The sequence below is a fragment of the Pseudomonas sp. Bc-h genome (assembly GCF_002080045.1).
Taxonomy (GTDB): domain Bacteria; phylum Pseudomonadota; class Gammaproteobacteria; order Pseudomonadales; family Pseudomonadaceae; genus Aquipseudomonas.
This window is the reverse complement of sequence record NZ_MUIN01000008.1, coordinates 116,522-133,041: the sequence shown is the minus strand read 5'-3', so window position 1 is coordinate 133,041 and position 16,520 is coordinate 116,522. Positions and strand designations below refer to the sequence as shown.

The 16,520-nt window shown below is 57.1% G+C and carries 15 protein-coding genes and 2 tRNA genes; 16 read left to right on the top strand and 1 reads right to left on the bottom strand.

Features of this window, described 5'->3' with window-relative positions:
• Positions 1-15 precede the first annotated feature (15 nt).
• The gene (gene yhbY / locus BWR59_RS15825; protein WP_081566697.1) at positions 16-324 is read right to left on the bottom strand and encodes a ribosome assembly RNA-binding protein YhbY; all 309 of its coding nucleotides are present in this window, start codon (positions 322-324) and stop codon (positions 16-18) included.
• Between the two features lie 102 nt (positions 325-426).
• Between yhbY and rlmE the strand changes: the two genes are divergently transcribed.
• The 16 genes from rlmE (at position 427) to BWR59_RS15745 (ending at position 16,460) form a co-directional block, all read left to right on the top strand.
• Complete coding sequence (gene rlmE, locus BWR59_RS15820) at positions 427-1,077, top strand: 23S rRNA (uridine(2552)-2'-O)-methyltransferase RlmE (RefSeq protein WP_081566584.1); 651 nt, start codon at positions 427-429, stop codon at positions 1,075-1,077.
• 187 nt (positions 1,078-1,264) lie between these two features.
• Positions 1,265-3,175, top strand: a complete 1,911-nt coding sequence (ftsH, locus tag BWR59_RS15815; protein ID WP_081566583.1) for an ATP-dependent zinc metalloprotease FtsH — start codon at positions 1,265-1,267, stop codon at positions 3,173-3,175.
• Between the two features lie 8 nt (positions 3,176-3,183).
• A complete protein-coding gene (gene folP, locus BWR59_RS15810; protein ID WP_081566582.1) occupies positions 3,184-4,035 on the top strand; it encodes a dihydropteroate synthase in 852 nt (283 codons plus the stop codon).
• 16 nt (positions 4,036-4,051) lie between these two features.
• On the top strand, positions 4,052-5,395 hold the full coding sequence (gene glmM / locus BWR59_RS15805) for a phosphoglucosamine mutase (protein WP_081566581.1): 1,344 nt from the start codon (positions 4,052-4,054) through the stop codon (positions 5,393-5,395).
• Positions 5,396-5,461: 66 nt separating this feature from the next.
• Positions 5,462-6,217, top strand: a complete 756-nt coding sequence (gene tpiA / locus BWR59_RS15800) for a triose-phosphate isomerase (RefSeq protein WP_081566580.1) — start codon at positions 5,462-5,464, stop codon at positions 6,215-6,217.
• 3 nt (positions 6,218-6,220) lie between these two features.
• On the top strand, positions 6,221-6,604 hold the full coding sequence (gene secG, locus BWR59_RS15795) for a preprotein translocase subunit SecG (RefSeq protein ID WP_081566579.1): 384 nt from the start codon (positions 6,221-6,223) through the stop codon (positions 6,602-6,604).
• Positions 6,605-6,649: 45 nt separating this feature from the next.
• Positions 6,650-6,735: transfer RNA gene (locus tag BWR59_RS15790), tRNA-Leu, on the top strand.
• Between the two features lie 98 nt (positions 6,736-6,833).
• A tRNA-Met gene (locus BWR59_RS15785) sits at positions 6,834-6,910 on the top strand.
• Positions 6,911-7,040: 130 nt separating this feature from the next.
• Positions 7,041-7,499 carry a ribosome maturation factor RimP gene (gene rimP, locus BWR59_RS15780; protein ID WP_081566696.1) on the top strand — a complete coding sequence of 153 codons (459 nt, stop codon included), beginning with the start codon at positions 7,041-7,043 and terminating at the stop codon, positions 7,497-7,499.
• A 47-nt stretch (positions 7,500-7,546) separates the two neighbouring features.
• Positions 7,547-9,028 carry a transcription termination factor NusA gene (gene nusA, locus BWR59_RS15775; RefSeq protein ID WP_081566578.1) on the top strand — a complete coding sequence of 494 codons (1,482 nt, stop codon included), beginning with the start codon at positions 7,547-7,549 and terminating at the stop codon, positions 9,026-9,028.
• A 27-nt stretch (positions 9,029-9,055) separates the two neighbouring features.
• Complete coding sequence (gene infB / locus BWR59_RS15770) at positions 9,056-11,590, top strand: translation initiation factor IF-2 (protein ID WP_081566577.1); 2,535 nt, start codon at positions 9,056-9,058, stop codon at positions 11,588-11,590.
• A 157-nt stretch (positions 11,591-11,747) separates the two neighbouring features.
• Positions 11,748-12,149 carry a 30S ribosome-binding factor RbfA gene (gene rbfA / locus BWR59_RS15765; protein ID WP_081566576.1) on the top strand — a complete coding sequence of 134 codons (402 nt, stop codon included), beginning with the start codon at positions 11,748-11,750 and terminating at the stop codon, positions 12,147-12,149.
• 4 nt (positions 12,150-12,153) lie between these two features.
• Positions 12,154-13,071, top strand: coding sequence for a tRNA pseudouridine(55) synthase TruB (gene truB / locus BWR59_RS15760; RefSeq protein ID WP_081566575.1), 918 nt, complete (start codon positions 12,154-12,156; stop codon positions 13,069-13,071).
• Between the two features lie 151 nt (positions 13,072-13,222).
• Positions 13,223-13,492, top strand: a complete 270-nt coding sequence (gene rpsO / locus BWR59_RS15755; protein WP_046820615.1) for a 30S ribosomal protein S15 — start codon at positions 13,223-13,225, stop codon at positions 13,490-13,492.
• A gap of 200 nt (positions 13,493-13,692) precedes the next feature.
• A complete protein-coding gene (pnp, locus tag BWR59_RS15750; protein WP_081566574.1) occupies positions 13,693-15,798 on the top strand; it encodes a polyribonucleotide nucleotidyltransferase in 2,106 nt (701 codons plus the stop codon).
• Positions 15,799-16,109: 311 nt separating this feature from the next.
• Entirely contained in the window at positions 16,110-16,460 is a 351-nt protein-coding gene (locus BWR59_RS15745) for a BON domain-containing protein (RefSeq protein ID WP_081566573.1), read from the top strand.
• The last annotated feature ends 60 nt before the right edge of the window (positions 16,461-16,520 follow it).

Sequence of the window (16,520 nt, the reverse complement as noted above, 5' to 3'; positions counted from 1 at the left end):
TGGCAGGCATCACCGTTATTTGTAGCGGTGAATGTTGGACAGCTGTTTGTTAGGCTGCGGGTTCTTGCGATAGATCAGCGCCATTTTGCCGATGGTCTGCACGAGTTCCGCGCGACCGTGTTTGCAAAGTTCTTCAATGACGGCGCGGCGATCGTCGCGGTCTTCCAGCTTGATCTGAACCTTGATCAGTTCATGATCTACCAGAGCGCGATCAAGCTCGGCCAGCACGCCCTCACTCAGGCCGTTGCCGGCAACCATCAGGACCGGCTTCAGGTCGTGTCCAATGGATTTGTACTGTTTCTTCTGCTCGTTAGTGAGCGGCATAATCTGACCCTTTTCGTCTGATTCTGTAAAATTGGCGGCCATTTTACCCGAGGGCTCGTGGCTCCGCCCAGTTAATCACGACGCATATCATCGAGGTGCCCCGTGGCGCAGCGTTCCAAGAGCAGCCATAACTGGCTGAGAGAACATTTCGACGACAAGTACGTCAAAATGGCACAGAAAGATGGCTACCGTTCCCGTGCCAGCTACAAGCTTCTGGAAATCCAGGAGAAGGACAAAATCATTCGTCCCGGCATGACGGTTGTCGACCTTGGTGCTGCCCCTGGAGGCTGGTCTCAGGTGACCAGTCGTCTGATTGGTGGTAAAGGTCGTTTGATTGCATCCGACATTCTGGAGATGGACAGCATCCCGGATGTGACCTTTATTCAAGGGGATTTCACCGAGGATGAGGTGTTCAAGCAGATCCTCGCGGCGATCGGTAATACTCAAGTAGACCTTGTGATTTCCGATATGGCCCCCAATATGAGTGGATTGAGCGCTGTGGATATGCCACGCGCCATGTTCCTTTGCGAGTTGGCGCTCGACCTGGCGGGTCGGGTTCTGCGTCCGGGTGGTGATTTTCTGATCAAGGTCTTCCAGGGTGAAGGTTTCGACGTGTACCACAAGGAGGTTCGCAAAATGTTCGACAAGGTACAGATGCGCAAGCCTCTGTCCTCCCGTGACCGCTCTCGCGAGCAGTACCTTCTTGGCCGCGGTTTCAAGGGCGGTTATGAGGCACCGGGCGATTCCGAGTAAGGGCAATAGTTTTTTTCAAATGGCTTTATTTACGAGTCGTAACGAACATCTTGTAGTCAAAGTTTCACAAAGGGTTACAGACGCCGCCTGCCGCACCTGTAGGATCTGTAGTAAGTTAGGCCGGTGAATATCATGCGAGGCACGCTCCAGCGTGGAGCTTGCTTCAGAGGGTAGCTAATTGAACGATATGGCAAAGAATTTGATCCTGTGGTTGATCATCGCTGCGGTCCTGGTGACCGTGATGAACAACTTCTCCAGCCCGAACGAGCCGCAGACCCTCAACTACTCCGAGTTCATCCAGCAGGTGAAGGATGGCAAGGTCGAGAAAGTTGCCGTTGACGGCTACGTCATCACGGGCAAGCGCAGCGACGGCGACACCTTCAAGACCATTCGTCCCGCCATTCAGGACAACGGCCTGATCGGTGATCTGGTCGACAACAATGTCGTGATTGAAGGCAAGCAGCCTGAGCAGCAGAGCATCTGGACTCAGTTGCTGGTTGCCAGCTTCCCGATCCTCGTGATCATCGCTGTCTTCATGTTCTTCATGCGCCAGATGCAAGGTGGTGCGGGAGGCAAGGGTGGGCCGATGAGCTTCGGCAAGAGCAAGGCGCGCCTGCTTTCCGAAGATCAGGTCAAGACCACGCTGGCTGACGTCGCAGGCTGTGACGAGGCCAAGGAGGAGGTAGGCGAGCTGGTCGAATTCCTTCGTGATCCGGGCAAGTTCCAGCGTCTGGGCGGTCGTATCCCTCGTGGCGTTCTGATGGTTGGCCCTCCAGGTACTGGTAAGACTTTGCTGGCCAAGGCTATTGCCGGCGAAGCCAAGGTGCCGTTCTTCACCATTTCCGGTTCCGACTTCGTCGAGATGTTCGTGGGCGTCGGTGCAAGCCGCGTTCGTGACATGTTCGAACAGGCCAAGAAGCACGCGCCTTGCATTATCTTCATCGACGAAATCGACGCTGTCGGTCGCCATCGTGGCGCCGGCATGGGCGGCGGTCATGACGAACGCGAGCAGACCCTCAACCAGTTGCTGGTGGAGATGGACGGCTTTGAGATGAACGATGGCATCATCGTCATCGCTGCGACTAACCGTCCGGATGTGCTCGACCCTGCGCTGCTGCGTCCAGGCCGTTTCGACCGTCAGGTCGTCGTGGGCCTGCCGGATATTCGCGGTCGCGAGCAGATCCTGAAAGTCCACATGCGCAAAGTGCCTATGGGTGACGACGTCAATCCTGCCGTTATCGCACGTGGCACACCTGGCTTCTCCGGTGCCGATCTGGCTAACCTGGTGAACGAGGCGTCGTTGTTCGCCGCTCGCGTCGGTAAGCGCATCGTCGAAATGAAAGAATTCGAACTGGCCAAGGACAAGATCATGATGGGCGCCGAGCGCAAATCGATGGTCATGTCCGAGAAAGAGAAGCAGAACACTGCTTATCACGAGGCTGGTCACGCCATCGTGGGTCGCGTTGTGCCTGAGCACGACCCGGTCTACAAGGTTTCGATCATTCCACGTGGTCGCGCTCTGGGTGTGACCATGTTCCTCCCTGAAGAGGATCGCTACAGCCTGTCCAAGCGCGCCCTGATCAGCCAGATCTGCTCGCTGTATGGCGGTCGTATCGCTGAAGAAATGACGTTGGGCTTCGACGGTGTCACCACCGGTGCGTCCAACGACATCATGCGTGCGAGCCAGATTGCGCGGAACATGGTCACCAAGTGGGGCCTGTCCGAGAAAATGGGTCCGCTGATGTACTCCGAAGATGAAGATGGCGGTTACCTGGGTCGTGGTGGTGGCGGTCAGAGCTCAAGTCTCTCGGGTGAAACCGCGAAGATGATCGACTCCGAAGTGCGCAGCATCATCGACCAGTGCTATGGCACGGCGAAACAGATTCTCACCGACAATCGCGACAAGCTGGATGCGATGGCTGACGCGTTGATGAAGTATGAAACCATCGATGCCGAGCAGATAGATGACATCATGGCGGGCCGCGCTCCGCGCGAACCGCGTGACTGGGAAGGTGGCTCCGGTACTTCCGGCACGCCGACCGCTCCGGTCGGTCCGCGCCCGGAAACTCCGATTGGCGGTCCAGCTGCTGAACACTAAGGCCTGACATGACTTCTGCGCTGTACCCAACCCGGTTGCCTTGCGGCAACCGGGTTCTTGATTTGTCCCGGACTCACGTCATGGGAATCCTCAATATCACCCCCGATTCGTTCTCCGATGGCGGCAGATTCGCCCAGCGTGACATTGCCTTGCGTCATGCGGCGCAAATGGTTGCTGCGGGGGCGACGTTGATCGACGTTGGCGGTGAGTCCACGCGCCCCGGCGCTCGTGCCGTTTCTCCGGTTGAAGAGCTCGAGCGCGTGGCGCCCATCGTCGAGGCAATCAGTCGCGAGCTGGATGTGATCATTTCGGTGGATACCTCCACGCCTGCGGTCATCCGCGAGACTGCGCGGCTCGGCGCGGGCTTGATCAATGATGTGCGATCGCTGCGTCGCGACGGCGCGCTCGACGCCGCAGTCGCCACAGGCTTGCCTGTGTGTCTAATGCATATGCGTGGCGAGCCGACTGACATGCAGAATGATCCCCATTACGAGAATCTAGTCGGCGAGGTCAGTTCGTTCCTTCAGGAGCGGATGGATGCCTGTGTCGCCGCCGGAATCTGCGCCGAAAAGATCATCCTCGATCCTGGTTACGGTTTCGCGAAGACCCTTGAACACAATCTCAGCCTGTTCAAGCACATGGAGGCCTTGCATGTGCTGGGCCGGCCGTTGCTGGTTGGCGTCTCTCGCAAGAGTATGATCGGCAAAGTGCTGGACAAGCCGGTGGATCAACGGCTTTACGGCGCCCTTGCCCTGGCTGCAATGGCGATGATTAAAGGCGCGAGAATTTTGCGTGTGCACGATGTCCCGGAAACCGTCGACGTCGTACGCATGATTGCTGCTGTTGAATCAGCAAAATAAGAAATCTGGAGCACCCATGAGCACTAAGAAATATTTCGGAACCGACGGCATTCGCGGTCGTGTAGGTCAATTCCCGATCACGCCCGATTTCATGCTCAAGTTGGGCTGGGCGGCGGGCATGGCGTTCCGCAAGATGGGTGCATGCCGCATTCTGGTAGGCAAGGACACGCGGATCTCCGGTTATATGTTCGAGTCGGCGCTTGAGGCCGGTTTGTCTGCGGCCGGTGCCGATGTGATGCTGCTCGGTCCGATGCCTACACCGGCCATCGCTTACCTTACCCGTACCTTCCATGCGCAGGCGGGCATCGTTATCAGCGCATCCCATAACCCGCATCACGATAACGGCATCAAGTTCTTCTCCGGGCAGGGCACCAAGCTGCCGGATGAGGTCGAGATGATGATCGAAGAACTGCTTGATGCGCCGATGACCGTCGTCGAGTCGGAGCAGCTTGGCAAGGTTTCTCGAATCAACGATGCCGCAGGCCGTTACATCGAGTTCTGCAAGAGTAGCGTGCCCACCAGTACCAGTTTTGCTGGCTTGAGGCTGGTGATCGACTGCGCTCATGGTGCGACCTACAAGGTGGCGCCGAACGTTTTTCGAGAGCTGGGCGCGCACGTTACTGTACTGTCCGCTGCACCTAACGGTCTGAATATCAACGACGACTGTGGGTCCACCCACATGGGGGCGTTGCAGGCAGCTGTGGTGGCGGAGAAGGCAGATCTGGGTATCGGCTTCGATGGCGATGGTGATCGCGTGTTGATGGTCGATCACACCGGGGCAGTCGTAGATGGGGACGAGCTGATTTACATCATTGCGCGTGATCTGCACGAGCGCGGCCGCCTGCAGGGCGGTGTCGTCGGTACCTTGATGAGCAATCTGGGGTTGGAGCTGGCCCTGGCTGAGCTGAGTATCCCGTTCGTGCGGGCTAATGTGGGCGACCGCTATGTCATTGCGGAGCTGCTCGAGCGCAACTGGCAGGTTGGTGGTGAGAATTCCGGTCACGTGGTCTGCTTCCAGCACACCACAACGGGGGATGCGATCATTGCCGCGCTGCAGGTCTTGCTCGCATTGAAGCGTTCCGGTCAAAGCCTGGCCGAGTCGCGTCAGGGCCTGAATAAATGCCCGCAGGTGTTGGTCAATGTGCGCTTCGAAGGTGGCAAGATTGACCCAGTGCAGCACCCCGCGGTCAAAGAGGCATGTGATCGCGTCACTGCTGCCATGGGGGGGCGTGGGCGCGTGCTCTTGCGCAAGTCCGGCACAGAGCCGTTGGTACGCGTAATGGTCGAAGGCGAGGACGAAACACTGGTCGCTGGCTATGCCGACGAGCTGGCAAAACTGGTTGCTGAAGTTTGCGCCTGATTTCGGCTTGCCAGTGTTGAAACTGTTGGGTAACATCTGCGCCCACTTTGACCGACGAGGTACAGCATGCGTCGCCCTATGGTAGCTGGTAACTGGAAAATGCACGGTACCTGCGCCAGCGTCGCTGAGCTGGTCGAAGGTTTGGCAAATATGGCCATTCCTGACGGTGTCGATGTTGCGGTATTCCCTACGAGCCTGCACGTCAGCTTCGTTGCCGAGTGCTTCGAAGAACACTCGATTTCGGTAGGTGCGCAGAACTGCGCGCACGAAGCGGGGCAGGGAGCGCTGACCGGTGAAATTTCGCCGACTCAGTTGCAGGATGCAGGTTGCAAGCTGGTGCTTGTAGGGCACTCGGAGCGCCGCCAGATTCTGGGCGAAAGCAACGAGGTCCTGAACCGCAAGTTTGCGGCGGCCCAGGCAAGTGGTCTGACGCCGGTGCTGTGTATCGGTGAAACACTTGAGCAGCGCGAAGCTGGTAAAACGCTTGAGGTCGTCGGGCAGCAGCTCGACAGCATCATCGAAGAGCTGGGCATCGACGCTTTCGTGAATGCGGTAATTGCCTACGAGCCAGTCTGGGCCATTGGTACCGGATTGACGGCTACGCCTCAGCAGGCGCAAGACGTGCACGCAGCGATTCGTGCGCAGTTGGCGAAAGAGAATTCTGAAGTCGCGCAAGGTGTGCGGCTTCTATATGGCGGCAGCGTGAAGGCGGCCAATGCGGCTGAACTGTTCGGCATGCCGGATATCGATGGGGGCCTCATTGGTGGTGCTTCCCTGAATGCAGATGAGTTCGGTGCGATCATTCGCGCCGCGGGAAACTGAAAAATGCTGGAAACAGTCGTAGTCGTTCTTCATCTGCTGGGTGCTCTGGGCGTTGTTGCTCTGGTATTGCTTCAGCAGGGTAAAGGTGCGGACGCTGGCGCGTCGTTCGGGGCAGGTGCATCAAATACTGTCTTCGGAGGCCAAGGTTCCTCTACCTTTCTTAGTAAACTTACTGCTATACTTGCCGCCTGTTTCTTCATAACCAGCTTAGGGTTAGGTTACTTTGCTAAAGAGAAAGCTCATCAGCTGACTCAAGTAGGTTTGCCAGATCCAGCAGTGTTGGAAGTCAAGCAAAAGCCGGCAGCAGATGATGTTCCGGTCCTGGAAGGACAACAGAAACCAGCCGCTGCTCCAGCTGATGTTCCTGCCGCTCCAGAACAGAAGTAACACAGGATTCGCAGTTGATGTCGGGGCTGCAAAAAGAGTTGTAATGCCGAGGTGGTGGAATTGGTAGACACGCAACCTTGAGGTGGTTGTGCCCATAGGGTGTAGGGGTTCGAGTCCCCTTCTCGGTACCAATTGAACAAGTCAGCCCGCAGTAGCGGGCTTTCTTGTAGGTGGATGTGTCGGATTGACCCAAATCGGGATCGGTCGTATACTTCCGCCCCAGCTTTGTCGCGGGGTGGAGCAGTCTGGTAGCTCGTCGGGCTCATAACCCGAAGGTCGTTGGTTCAAATCCAGCCCCCGCAACCAGTTTTAGCGGAGCCCCTTTTCAGGGGCTTTTTGTTAGCTGGACACTTTATTACGCCGCTGTTCAACGGCGTTTTTCATGATGGGCGCTTTGCCCATTTTTTATTTGCACAGCATGCACGAGGGGGTTCAGGTGTCGAGCAAGCTAGAACAGTTGCAGGCCTTGTTGGCCCCGGTGGTCGTGGCCCTTGGCTATGAATGCTGGGGTATCGAGTTTTCGGCCCAGGGTCGTCACTCAATGTTGCGCGTTTATATCGATAAAGAGGGCGGCGTGCTGGTGGACGATTGTGCCATCGTCAGCCGTCAGATCAGCGGTGTTCTGGACGTAGAAGATCCGATCAGCTCCGAATATACGCTCGAAGTTTCTTCTCCAGGCATGGAACGCCCGCTGTTCACCATCGAGCAGTTTGCAGCCTTTGCCGGGGAACAAGTGAAGATAAAGCTGCGCTCGCCCTTCGACGGTCGACGTAACTTTCAAGGCCTTCTCCGCGGGGTGGAGGAGCAGGATGTCGTGGTGCAAGTGGATGATCACGAATACCTGTTGCCGATCGATCTGATCGACAAAGCCAACATTATTCCCACGTTTGACTGAGACGCGGATCCCGCGGATCCAATGGCTTGCGAAAGGCGAGGCGTACGATGAGCAAAGAAGTACTGCTGGTTGTTGAGTCGGTATCCAATGAAAAAGGCGTACCGGCCGATGTGATTTTTGAGGCGCTTGAGATAGCTCTGGCCACGGCCACTAAAAAGCGTTTCGAAGACGAAGTTGACCTTCGTGTGGAAATCAATCGCCACACGGGCGCTTATGAGACTTTCCGTCGCTGGACGGTCGTCGAGGAAGAAGATCTCGACGATCCAGCGATCGAAACATGGCCGAGCAAGGTTGCCGAGACTCATCCGGGCGCCAAGGTCGGCGACGTTGTAGAAGATAAGATCGAGTCCATCGAGTTCGGTCGCATCGCCGCCCAGACTGCCAAGCAAGTCATTGTGCAGAAGGTTCGCGAAGCCGAGCGCGCTCAAGTCGTAGACGCTTATCGTGAGCGTCTGGGCGAAATCATTTCCGGTACTGTTAAAAAAGTTACACGTGACAATGTCATCGTCGACTTGGGTAACAATGCCGAGGCGCTGCTGGCGCGTGAAGACATCATCTCCCGGGAAACTTTCCGTGTGGGTGTCCGCGTTCGTGCACTGCTCAAAGAAATCCGCACTGAAAACCGTGGTCCTCAGCTGATCCTGTCGCGTACTGCGCCAGAGATGCTGATCGAGCTGTTCCGGATTGAAGTTCCGGAAATCGCCGAAGGTCTCATCGAGGTGATGGCTGCCTCTCGTGATCCTGGTTCGCGTGCAAAGATCGCAGTTCGCTCCAAGGACAAACGCATCGACCCGCAAGGCGCTTGCATCGGCATGCGCGGTTCGCGTGTCCAGGCTGTTTCCGGCGAGTTGGGCGGCGAGCGTGTGGATATCGTGCTCTGGGACGACAATCCGGCGCAGTTCGTCATCAACGCCATGTCGCCTGCCGAAGTGGCAGCGATCATCGTTGATGAAGACGCCCACGCCATGGACATCGCTGTAGGCGCAGACAACCTGGCCCAGGCGATTGGCCGCGGTGGTCAAAACGTGCGTCTGGCGAGCCAGTTGACTGGCTGGACCTTGAACGTGATGACCGAATCGGACATCCAGGCCAAGCAGCAAGCGGAAACCGGCGACATCCTGCGCAACTTCATCGACGAGCTGGAAGTCGACGAAGAGCTTGCACAGGTGCTGGTCGACGAAGGCTTCACCAGCCTGGAAGAGATTGCCTACGTACCGTTGGAAGAAATGCTCAACATCGACGGCTTTGACGAAGACATCGTCAACGAGCTTCGTGCTCGTGCCAAGGATCGTTTGTTGACTAAAGCCATCGCTACTGAGGAAAAGCTGGCAGACGCCCATCCGGCCGAAGACCTGCTCTCGCTTGAGGGTATGGACAAGGATTTGGCGATGGAACTGGCGGTGCGCGGCGTAGTTACCCGCGAAGACCTGGCCGAGCAGTCTATTGACGATCTGCTCGACATCGACGGCATTGACGATGATCGTGCCGGCAAGTTGATCATGGCCGCCCGAGCCCATTGGTTCGAGTAAGTAAATGCGGCCTGAGGAGAGAAGTGCATGACGCAAGTCACGGTGAAAGAACTGGCCAAAACGGTCGACACACCGGTAGAGCGCCTGTTACAGCAGATGCGTGAGGCAGGTCTGCCGCACACCGCCGCCGAGCAAGTTGTGACCGATAACGAAAAACAAGCCCTGTTGACGCACCTGAAAAGCGGCCACAAGGCTAAAGTGGAAGAACCGCGCAAGATCACTTTGCAGCGTAAAACCACCAGTACTCTGCGCGTTGCTGGCAGCAAGAGCATCAGCGTTGAAGTGCGTAAAAAGAAAGTCTTTGTACAGCGCAGCCCGGAAGAAATCGAAGCCGAGCGCAAGCGTGAGCAGGAAGAGCGTCGTGCGGTAGAAAATGCCGCTCGTCAAAAGGCTGAAGAAGAAGCCCGTCAGCGTGCCGAAGAAGAAGCGCGTCGCCAGCCTGCTCCTGCTCCGCAAGCGGTTGACGCGGTTGCTGCTCCAGCCTCTGAGCCTGCGGCGCAAGCTGTTGCCCAGCCTGCTCAGGAAGCACCTGTGGCTGCACCTGCTCCTGTTGCCGATGTTCGCAAGAAAGACGAGCAACGTCGTCCTGACAAACCACGTAACGACGATAACAATCGCCGCAGCGGTGGTGGTGATGGTGAGCGCAAAAACGCTCCGCATCGTGCCTCGGTCAAGGAAAAGGCACCAGCACCGCGCGTTGCTCCACGTACTACCGACGAAGAAAGCGATGGCTTCCGTCGTGGTGGTCGCGGCAAGGCCAAGCTGAAGAAGCGCAACGCCCACGGTTTCCAGAGCCCGACCGGCCCTGTCGTGCGTGATGTGCAGATCGGCGAGACCATCACTGTTGGTGATCTCGCCAATCAGATGTCGGTGAAGGCTGCTGAAATCATCAAGTTCATGTTCAAACTGGGTACTCCAGCGACCATCAACCAGGTGCTTGATCAGGAAACTGCTCAACTGGTAGCCGAAGAACTGGGCCACAAAGTGACCCTGGTCAGCGACACCGCTCTGGAAGATTCCCTGGCCGAGTCCCTGAAGTTTGAAGGCGAGACGTTCTCCCGTGCACCAGTCGTGACCGTAATGGGCCACGTTGACCACGGTAAAACCTCGCTGCTCGACTACATCCGTCGTGCCAAGGTAGCTGCTGGCGAAGCCGGTGGCATCACCCAGCACATCGGTGCATACCACGTTGAAACCGAACGCGGCATGGTCACCTTCCTCGACACCCCGGGTCACGCCGCGTTTACCGCAATGCGTGCTCGTGGTGCCAAGGCGACCGACATCGTGATTCTGGTCGTTGCTGCTGACGACGGCGTGATGCCGCAGACCATTGAAGCCGTTCAGCACGCTGTTGCTGCTGGCGTTCCGCTGGTTGTCGCGGTGAACAAGATCGACAAGCCGGGCGCCGATCTTGATCGCATCCGTAGCGAACTGTCGGTTCACGGCGTGACGTCCGAAGAGTGGGGCGGTGATACGCCGTTCGTACCTGTGTCGGCTAAAGTCGGTACCGGCGTGGACGAGCTGCTTGAAGCCGTTCTGCTGCAAGCTGAAGTCCTCGAACTGAAAGCGACTCCATCGGCTCCTGGCCGTGGTGTTGTCGTTGAATCGCGTCTCGACAAAGGTCGTGGCCCGGTTGCAACCGTCCTGGTTCAAGACGGTACCCTGCGCCAGGGCGACATGGTGCTGGTCGGTTCGAACTATGGTCGAGTGCGTGCCATGCTCGACGAGAACGGCAAGCCAATCAAGGAAGCCGGTCCTTCCATCCCTGTCGAGATCCTCGGCCTGGACGGTACCCCGGACGCTGGCGACGAGATGAGCGTGGTTGCTGACGAGAAGAAAGCCCGTGAAGTGGCTCTGTTCCGTCAAGGCAAGTTCCGCGAAGTCAAACTGGCTCGCGCTCACGCCGGCAAGCTGGAAAACATCTTCGAAAACATGGGTCAGGCCGAGAAGAAGACGCTCAACATCGTCCTCAAATCCGACGTCCGTGGTTCGCTGGAAGCTTTGCAGGGCGCATTGAATGGCCTGGGCAACGACGAAGTGCAAGTGCGCGTGGTCGGTGGCGGTGTCGGTGGTATCACCGAGTCCGACGCCAACCTGGCACTGGCTTCCAACGCTGTACTGTTTGGCTTCAACGTGCGTGCCGATGCCGGCGCGCGCAAGATCGTCGAGCAGGAAGGTCTGGATATGCGTTACTACAACGTGATCTACGACATCATCGAAGACGTCAAGAAAGCCCTGACCGGTATGCTTGGCAGCGACGTCCGGGAGAACATCCTGGGTATCGCCGAAGTTCGCGACGTGTTCCGTTCGCCGAAGTTTGGCGCGATCGCTGGTTGCATGGTGATCGAAGGTGTTGTGCACCGTAACCGTCCGATCCGTGTACTGCGTGAAGACATCGTTATCTTCGAAGGCGAGCTGGAGTCTCTGCGCCGCTTCAAGGATGACGCTTCCGAAGTACGTGCCGGCATGGAATGCGGTATCGGCGTCAAGAGCTACAACGACGTCAAGGTCGGTGACAAGATCGAAGTCTTCGAGAAGGTCCAGGTTGCTCGCAGCCTCTAAGTCGCGAGCTTCAAGAGTCATGGCAGTCGTCGCATGCAAATGCCCAACGCCTGCCATGGATTCTAAACGCAACGCCCGGTCCGGCTTCTGCCAGGCCGGGCGTTTGCCGCTTTCAGACCGCATGGCTTTTGCCGTGGGTCAGTACAGGTAACAAGACATGGCAAAAGAATACAGCCGTACCCAACGTATCGGCGATCAGATGCAGCGCGAGCTGGCTCAGTTGATTCGCCGTGAGGTCAAGGATCCACGCGTGGGTCTGGTCACCATCACCGCCGTCGACGTCAGCCGTGACGTCGGTCACGCCAAGATCTACATCACCGTGATGGGTGAAGACAGCGCCGAAGAAATCAAGCAGTCGATCAAGGTGCTCAACTCCGCAGCGGGCTTTCTGCGCATGCAACTGGCGCGTGAAATGAAGCTGCGCAGCGTGCCTCAGTTGCACTTCCACTACGACGAAAGCGTCGCCCGTGGCGCGCATCTGTCGGCGTTGATCGAGCGCGCAGTGGCCGAAGACGGTCAGCACGAATCCGCGCCAAAGCAAGACGGTTCGGAGGAGTAACGGCGTGGCTCAGGTCAAGCGTATCCGCCGCAACGTCAGTGGCATCATCCTGCTCGACAAGCCGCTGGGTTTTACTTCCAACGCCGCCTTGCAGAAGGTCCGCTGGTTGCTCAATGCGGAAAAGGCCGGCCACACCGGCAGCCTCGACCCACTGGCCACCGGCGTACTGCCGTTGTGCTTTGGCGAGGCGACCAAGTTCTCGCAGTACCTGCTGGATTCCGACAAGGGTTACGAAACCCTGATGCAGCTGGGCAAGACCACCACCACGGCTGACGCTGAGGGCGAAGTTTTGCAGACCCGTCCGGTGACCGTTGGTCGCGCCGATATCGAGTCTGTGCTGCCCGGATTTCGCGGACAAATCAGTCAGATACCGCCGATGTACTCGGCCCTGAAGCGTGATGGCCAGCCGCTGTACAAGTTGGCCCGGGCAGGGGAAGTGGTGGAGCGCGAAGCGCGTTCTGTTACTATTGCGCGCCTGGAATTATTGGCGAGTGAAGGCGAGACCGCTCGTTTGGCCGTCGACTGCAGCAAAGGCACCTATATTCGTACCCTGGTGGAAGATATTGGTGAAAAGCTTGGCTGTGGTGCGTATGTTGCCGAACTGCGCCGTACACAGGCCGGACCTTTCACGCTTGCCCAGACGGTAACGCTGGAGGAGCTGGAAGCGGTGCACGCCGAAGGTGGCAATGAAGCAGTCGATCGCTTCCTGATGCCTTCCGACAGTGGTCTGCTTGACTGGCCGCTGTTGAAGTTTTCCGAGCACAGTTCGTTTTACTGGTTGCACGGTCAGCCAGTGAGAGCCCCGGATGCGCCGAAGTTCGGCATGGTGCGGGTGCAGGATCATGAAGGACGCTTCATCGGGATCGGTGAAGTGAGTGAAGACGGGCGTATTGCGCCACGTCGACTGATTCGGTCAGAGTGACCGAACCCGTCGGGTCAGGGTTTTCCTGGCGCGGCGGTAAGAGGGTGGCTGTCAACAGGCACGGTCACTCCTCTCTTATAGATACAGGGATTTGTCCCTGGCCTGTTGAAGCTGTTTCTTTGAAACAGTTTCCTGATAAAAGGATTGCCTCATGGCTCTCGACGTTCAAGAAAAAGCTCAAATCGTTGCTGACTACCAGCAAGCTGTTGGTGACACTGGTTCGCCAGAAGTGCAAGTTGCACTGCTGACCGCCAACATCAACAAACTGCAAGGTCACTTCAAGGCCAACGGTAAAGATCACCACTCCCGTCGTGGTCTGATCCGCATGGTTAACCAGCGTCGTAAGCTGCTGGACTACCTGAAAGGCAAAGACGTGAGCCGTTACAGCGCTCTGATCGGTCGCCTGGGTCTGCGTCGCTAATCAGCGATTGCGCTAGAGGTTGGTTGTCTGTCGTGCATCTGCGGGTTTCCGCCGAGGCGTGGCAGGCTCCCAGCCTCAAGTTTTATCTGGATACACGTTTTACGTTTCACCCTGGACTGGCGAAGGGTCCGATTCCCCTCACTGCCCAAGAATTCGCAAGAAACCAGTTCCCCCAAGAGCCACAAATAAGGTAGGAAACCGTGAACCCGGTAATCAAGAAGTTTCAATTCGGTCAATCGACCGTAACCCTGGAGACAGGCCGCATCGCCCGTCAGGCTTCTGGTGCAGTATTGGTCACCGTTGACGACGACGTCACCGTTCTCGTGACTGTGGTCGGCGCCAAACAAGCAGACGCTGGCAAAGGCTTCTTCCCACTTTCCGTTCACTACCAAGAAAAAACCTACGCTGCAGGCAAGATTCCTGGCGGTTTTTTCAAGCGTGAAGGCCGTCCTTCCGAGAAGGAGACCCTCACCTCGCGTCTGATCGACCGTCCGATCCGCCCTCTGTTTCCTGAAGGTTTCATGAACGAAGTGCAGGTTGTCTGCACCGTCGTTTCCACCAGCAAGAAAACCGATCCGGACATCGCTGCGATGATCGGTACCTCGGCTGCCCTGGCAATCTCCGGTATTCCTTTCGACGGCCCGATCGGCGCCGCTCGTGTGGCTTTCCACGAAAGCACCGGCTACCTGCTGAACCCGACTTACGAGCAACTGAAAGCTTCGAGCCTGGACATGGTCGTTGCCGGTACCGAAGAAGCGGTACTGATGGTTGAGTCGGAAGCCAAAGAGCTGACCGAAGACCAGATGCTGGGCGCGGTTCTGTTTGCTCACGACGAATTCCAGTCGGTGATCAAGGCTGTCAAAGAGCTGGCTGCAGAAGCGGCCAAGCCTACCTGGGCTTGGGCTCCGAAGGCTGGAGCCACTGAACTGCTGGGCGCTATCCGCTCCGAGTTCGGCGCTGCCATTTCCGAGGCCTACACCATCACCGTCAAGGCCGATCGTTATGCTCGCCTGGGCGAGTTGAAGGATCAGATCGTTGCCAAGCTGGCCGTTGAAGAAGGCAGCCCGTCTGCTTCTGAAGTCAAAGCCGCATTCGGCGAAATCGAATACCGCACCGTTCGCGAAAACATCGTCAACGGCAAGCCACGTATCGACGGTCGCGACACCCGTACCGTACGCCCGCTGAACATCGAAGTCGGCGTTCTGCCGAAGACTCATGGTTCGGCACTGTTCACCCGTGGCGAAACTCAGGCACTGGTCGTTGCCACTCTGGGTACTGCTCGTGATGCACAGCTGCTCGACACCCTTGAAGGCGAGAAAAAAGACCCCTTCATGCTGCACTACAACTTCCCTCCGTTCTCGGTAGGCGAGTGTGGTCGCATGGGTGGCGCTGGTCGTCGCGAAATCGGTCACGGCCGTTTGGCTCGTCGTTCGGTTCAGGCCATGCTGCCAGCAGCTGACGCTTTCCCGTACACCATCCGCGTCGTATCGGAAATCACTGAATCCAACGGTTCAAGCTCGATGGCTTCGGTCTGCGGTGCTTCCCTGGCACTGATGGACGCTGGTGTTCCGATGAAGGCACCTGTTGCCGGTATCGCGATGGGTCTGGTCAAGGAAGGCGAGAAGTTCGCCATTCTGACCGACATCCTGGGTGACGAAGACCACCTCGGCGACATGGACTTCAAGGTAGCCGGTACCGCCAAAGGCGTCACCGCACTGCAGATGGACATCAAGATCAAGGGCATCACCGAAGAGATCATGGAGATTGCCCTGGGCCAGGCCCTGGAAGCTCGCCTGAACATCCTCGGTCAGATGAACAACATCATTGGTCAGTCGCGTACCGAGCTGTCGGAAAACGCTCCGACCATGATCGCGATGAAGATCGACACCGACAAGATCCGTGACGTCATCGGTAAAGGCGGCGCGACCATCCGTGCCATCTGTGAGGAAACCAAGGCCTCGATCGACATCGAAGACGATGGCTCGATCAAGATCTTCGGCGAAACCAAGGAAGCGGCTGAAGCAGCACGTCAGCGCGTTCTGGGTATTACCGCAGAAGCTGAAATCGGCAAGATCTACGTCGGCAAGGTTGAGCGCATCGTCGACTTCGGCGCATTCGTCAACATCCTGCCTGGCAAAGACGGTCTGGTGCACATCTCTATGCTGAGCGATGCTCGTGTCGAGAAAGTCACCGACGTGCTGAAAGAAGGGCAGGAAGTCGAAGTGCTGGTACTGGACGTCGACAACCGCGGCCGTATCAAGCTGTCGATCAAGGACGTTGCTGCAGCCAAGGCGTCGGGCGTTTAATCGCACGCGCTTCTGGTCACATTGCGTCAGCGCTTGAGAAAAGAGCCCTTTGGGGCTCTTTTTTTTCGTGTGCAATTAATGAGTTACGGTAAAAACAGACAGTCACGGCTCGGTCAGAACATGCATCTTGCAAGCGGAACTTTCCGTAAACGGGCAATCTGCACGATCATGTCGGATCCACGAATTTATAAGTCATTGATAACAAAGAGAATATTATCTTCAACCGGTTTGGCACAGCGCTTGCGATATATACCGTAACCCTGCGGCCAACGAGGTTGGCGCAGATTCTGAGAAAAACAGGAGTTACTCGTATGAAGAAGTTCGCTATTGCTGCCGCTACCGCCACTGCTCTGACTCTGACCATGGCAAACGTAGCCATGGCCCAGACCTCTACCCAAGCTCCGATGGTGGTCGCTGCAAATGAAGTCGCCAAAACCAAGGAAGCTACTTCCGATACCTGGATCACTACCAAGGTCAAATCTGATCTGCTGACCGAAAAAGGCATTCCTGGCTCCGACATCAAGGTTGAAACCAACAAAGGCGTGGTTTCCCTGTCGTCGACTGTCGCGGTTTCCGAATCGCAGAAAGCAACTGCTGTAGCGATCACCAAGAAAATCAAAGGCGTCAAAGCTGTTTCGGCTGACGGCCTGAAAGCTGAATAAAGTTTTTCCCAAGAACCGTTAGAACGGACGATTGACGGCCAGGGAGGCCGTCGGTTGGTC

Bases quoted from the DNA above. Each gene is read 5' to 3' on its own strand.
- yhbY (WP_081566697.1), bottom strand. From the start codon at position 324: ATGCCGCTCACTAACGAGCAGAAGAAACAGTACAAATCCATTGGACAC.
- ftsH (WP_081566583.1), top strand. From the start codon at position 1,265: ATGGCAAAGAATTTGATCCTGTGGTTGATCATCGCTGCGGTCCTGGTG.
- folP (WP_081566582.1), top strand. From the start codon at position 3,184: ATGACTTCTGCGCTGTACCCAACCCGGTTGCCTTGCGGCAACCGGGTT.
- glmM (WP_081566581.1), top strand. From the start codon at position 4,052: ATGAGCACTAAGAAATATTTCGGAACCGACGGCATTCGCGGTCGTGTA.
- tpiA (WP_081566580.1), top strand. From the start codon at position 5,462: ATGCGTCGCCCTATGGTAGCTGGTAACTGGAAAATGCACGGTACCTGC.
- secG (WP_081566579.1), top strand. From the start codon at position 6,221: ATGCTGGAAACAGTCGTAGTCGTTCTTCATCTGCTGGGTGCTCTGGGC.
- nusA (WP_081566578.1), top strand. From the start codon at position 7,547: ATGAGCAAAGAAGTACTGCTGGTTGTTGAGTCGGTATCCAATGAAAAA.
- infB (WP_081566577.1), top strand. From the start codon at position 9,056: ATGACGCAAGTCACGGTGAAAGAACTGGCCAAAACGGTCGACACACCG.
- rbfA (WP_081566576.1), top strand. From the start codon at position 11,748: ATGGCAAAAGAATACAGCCGTACCCAACGTATCGGCGATCAGATGCAG.
- rpsO (WP_046820615.1), top strand. From the start codon at position 13,223: ATGGCTCTCGACGTTCAAGAAAAAGCTCAAATCGTTGCTGACTACCAG.
- BWR59_RS15745 (WP_081566573.1), top strand. From the start codon at position 16,110: ATGAAGAAGTTCGCTATTGCTGCCGCTACCGCCACTGCTCTGACTCTG.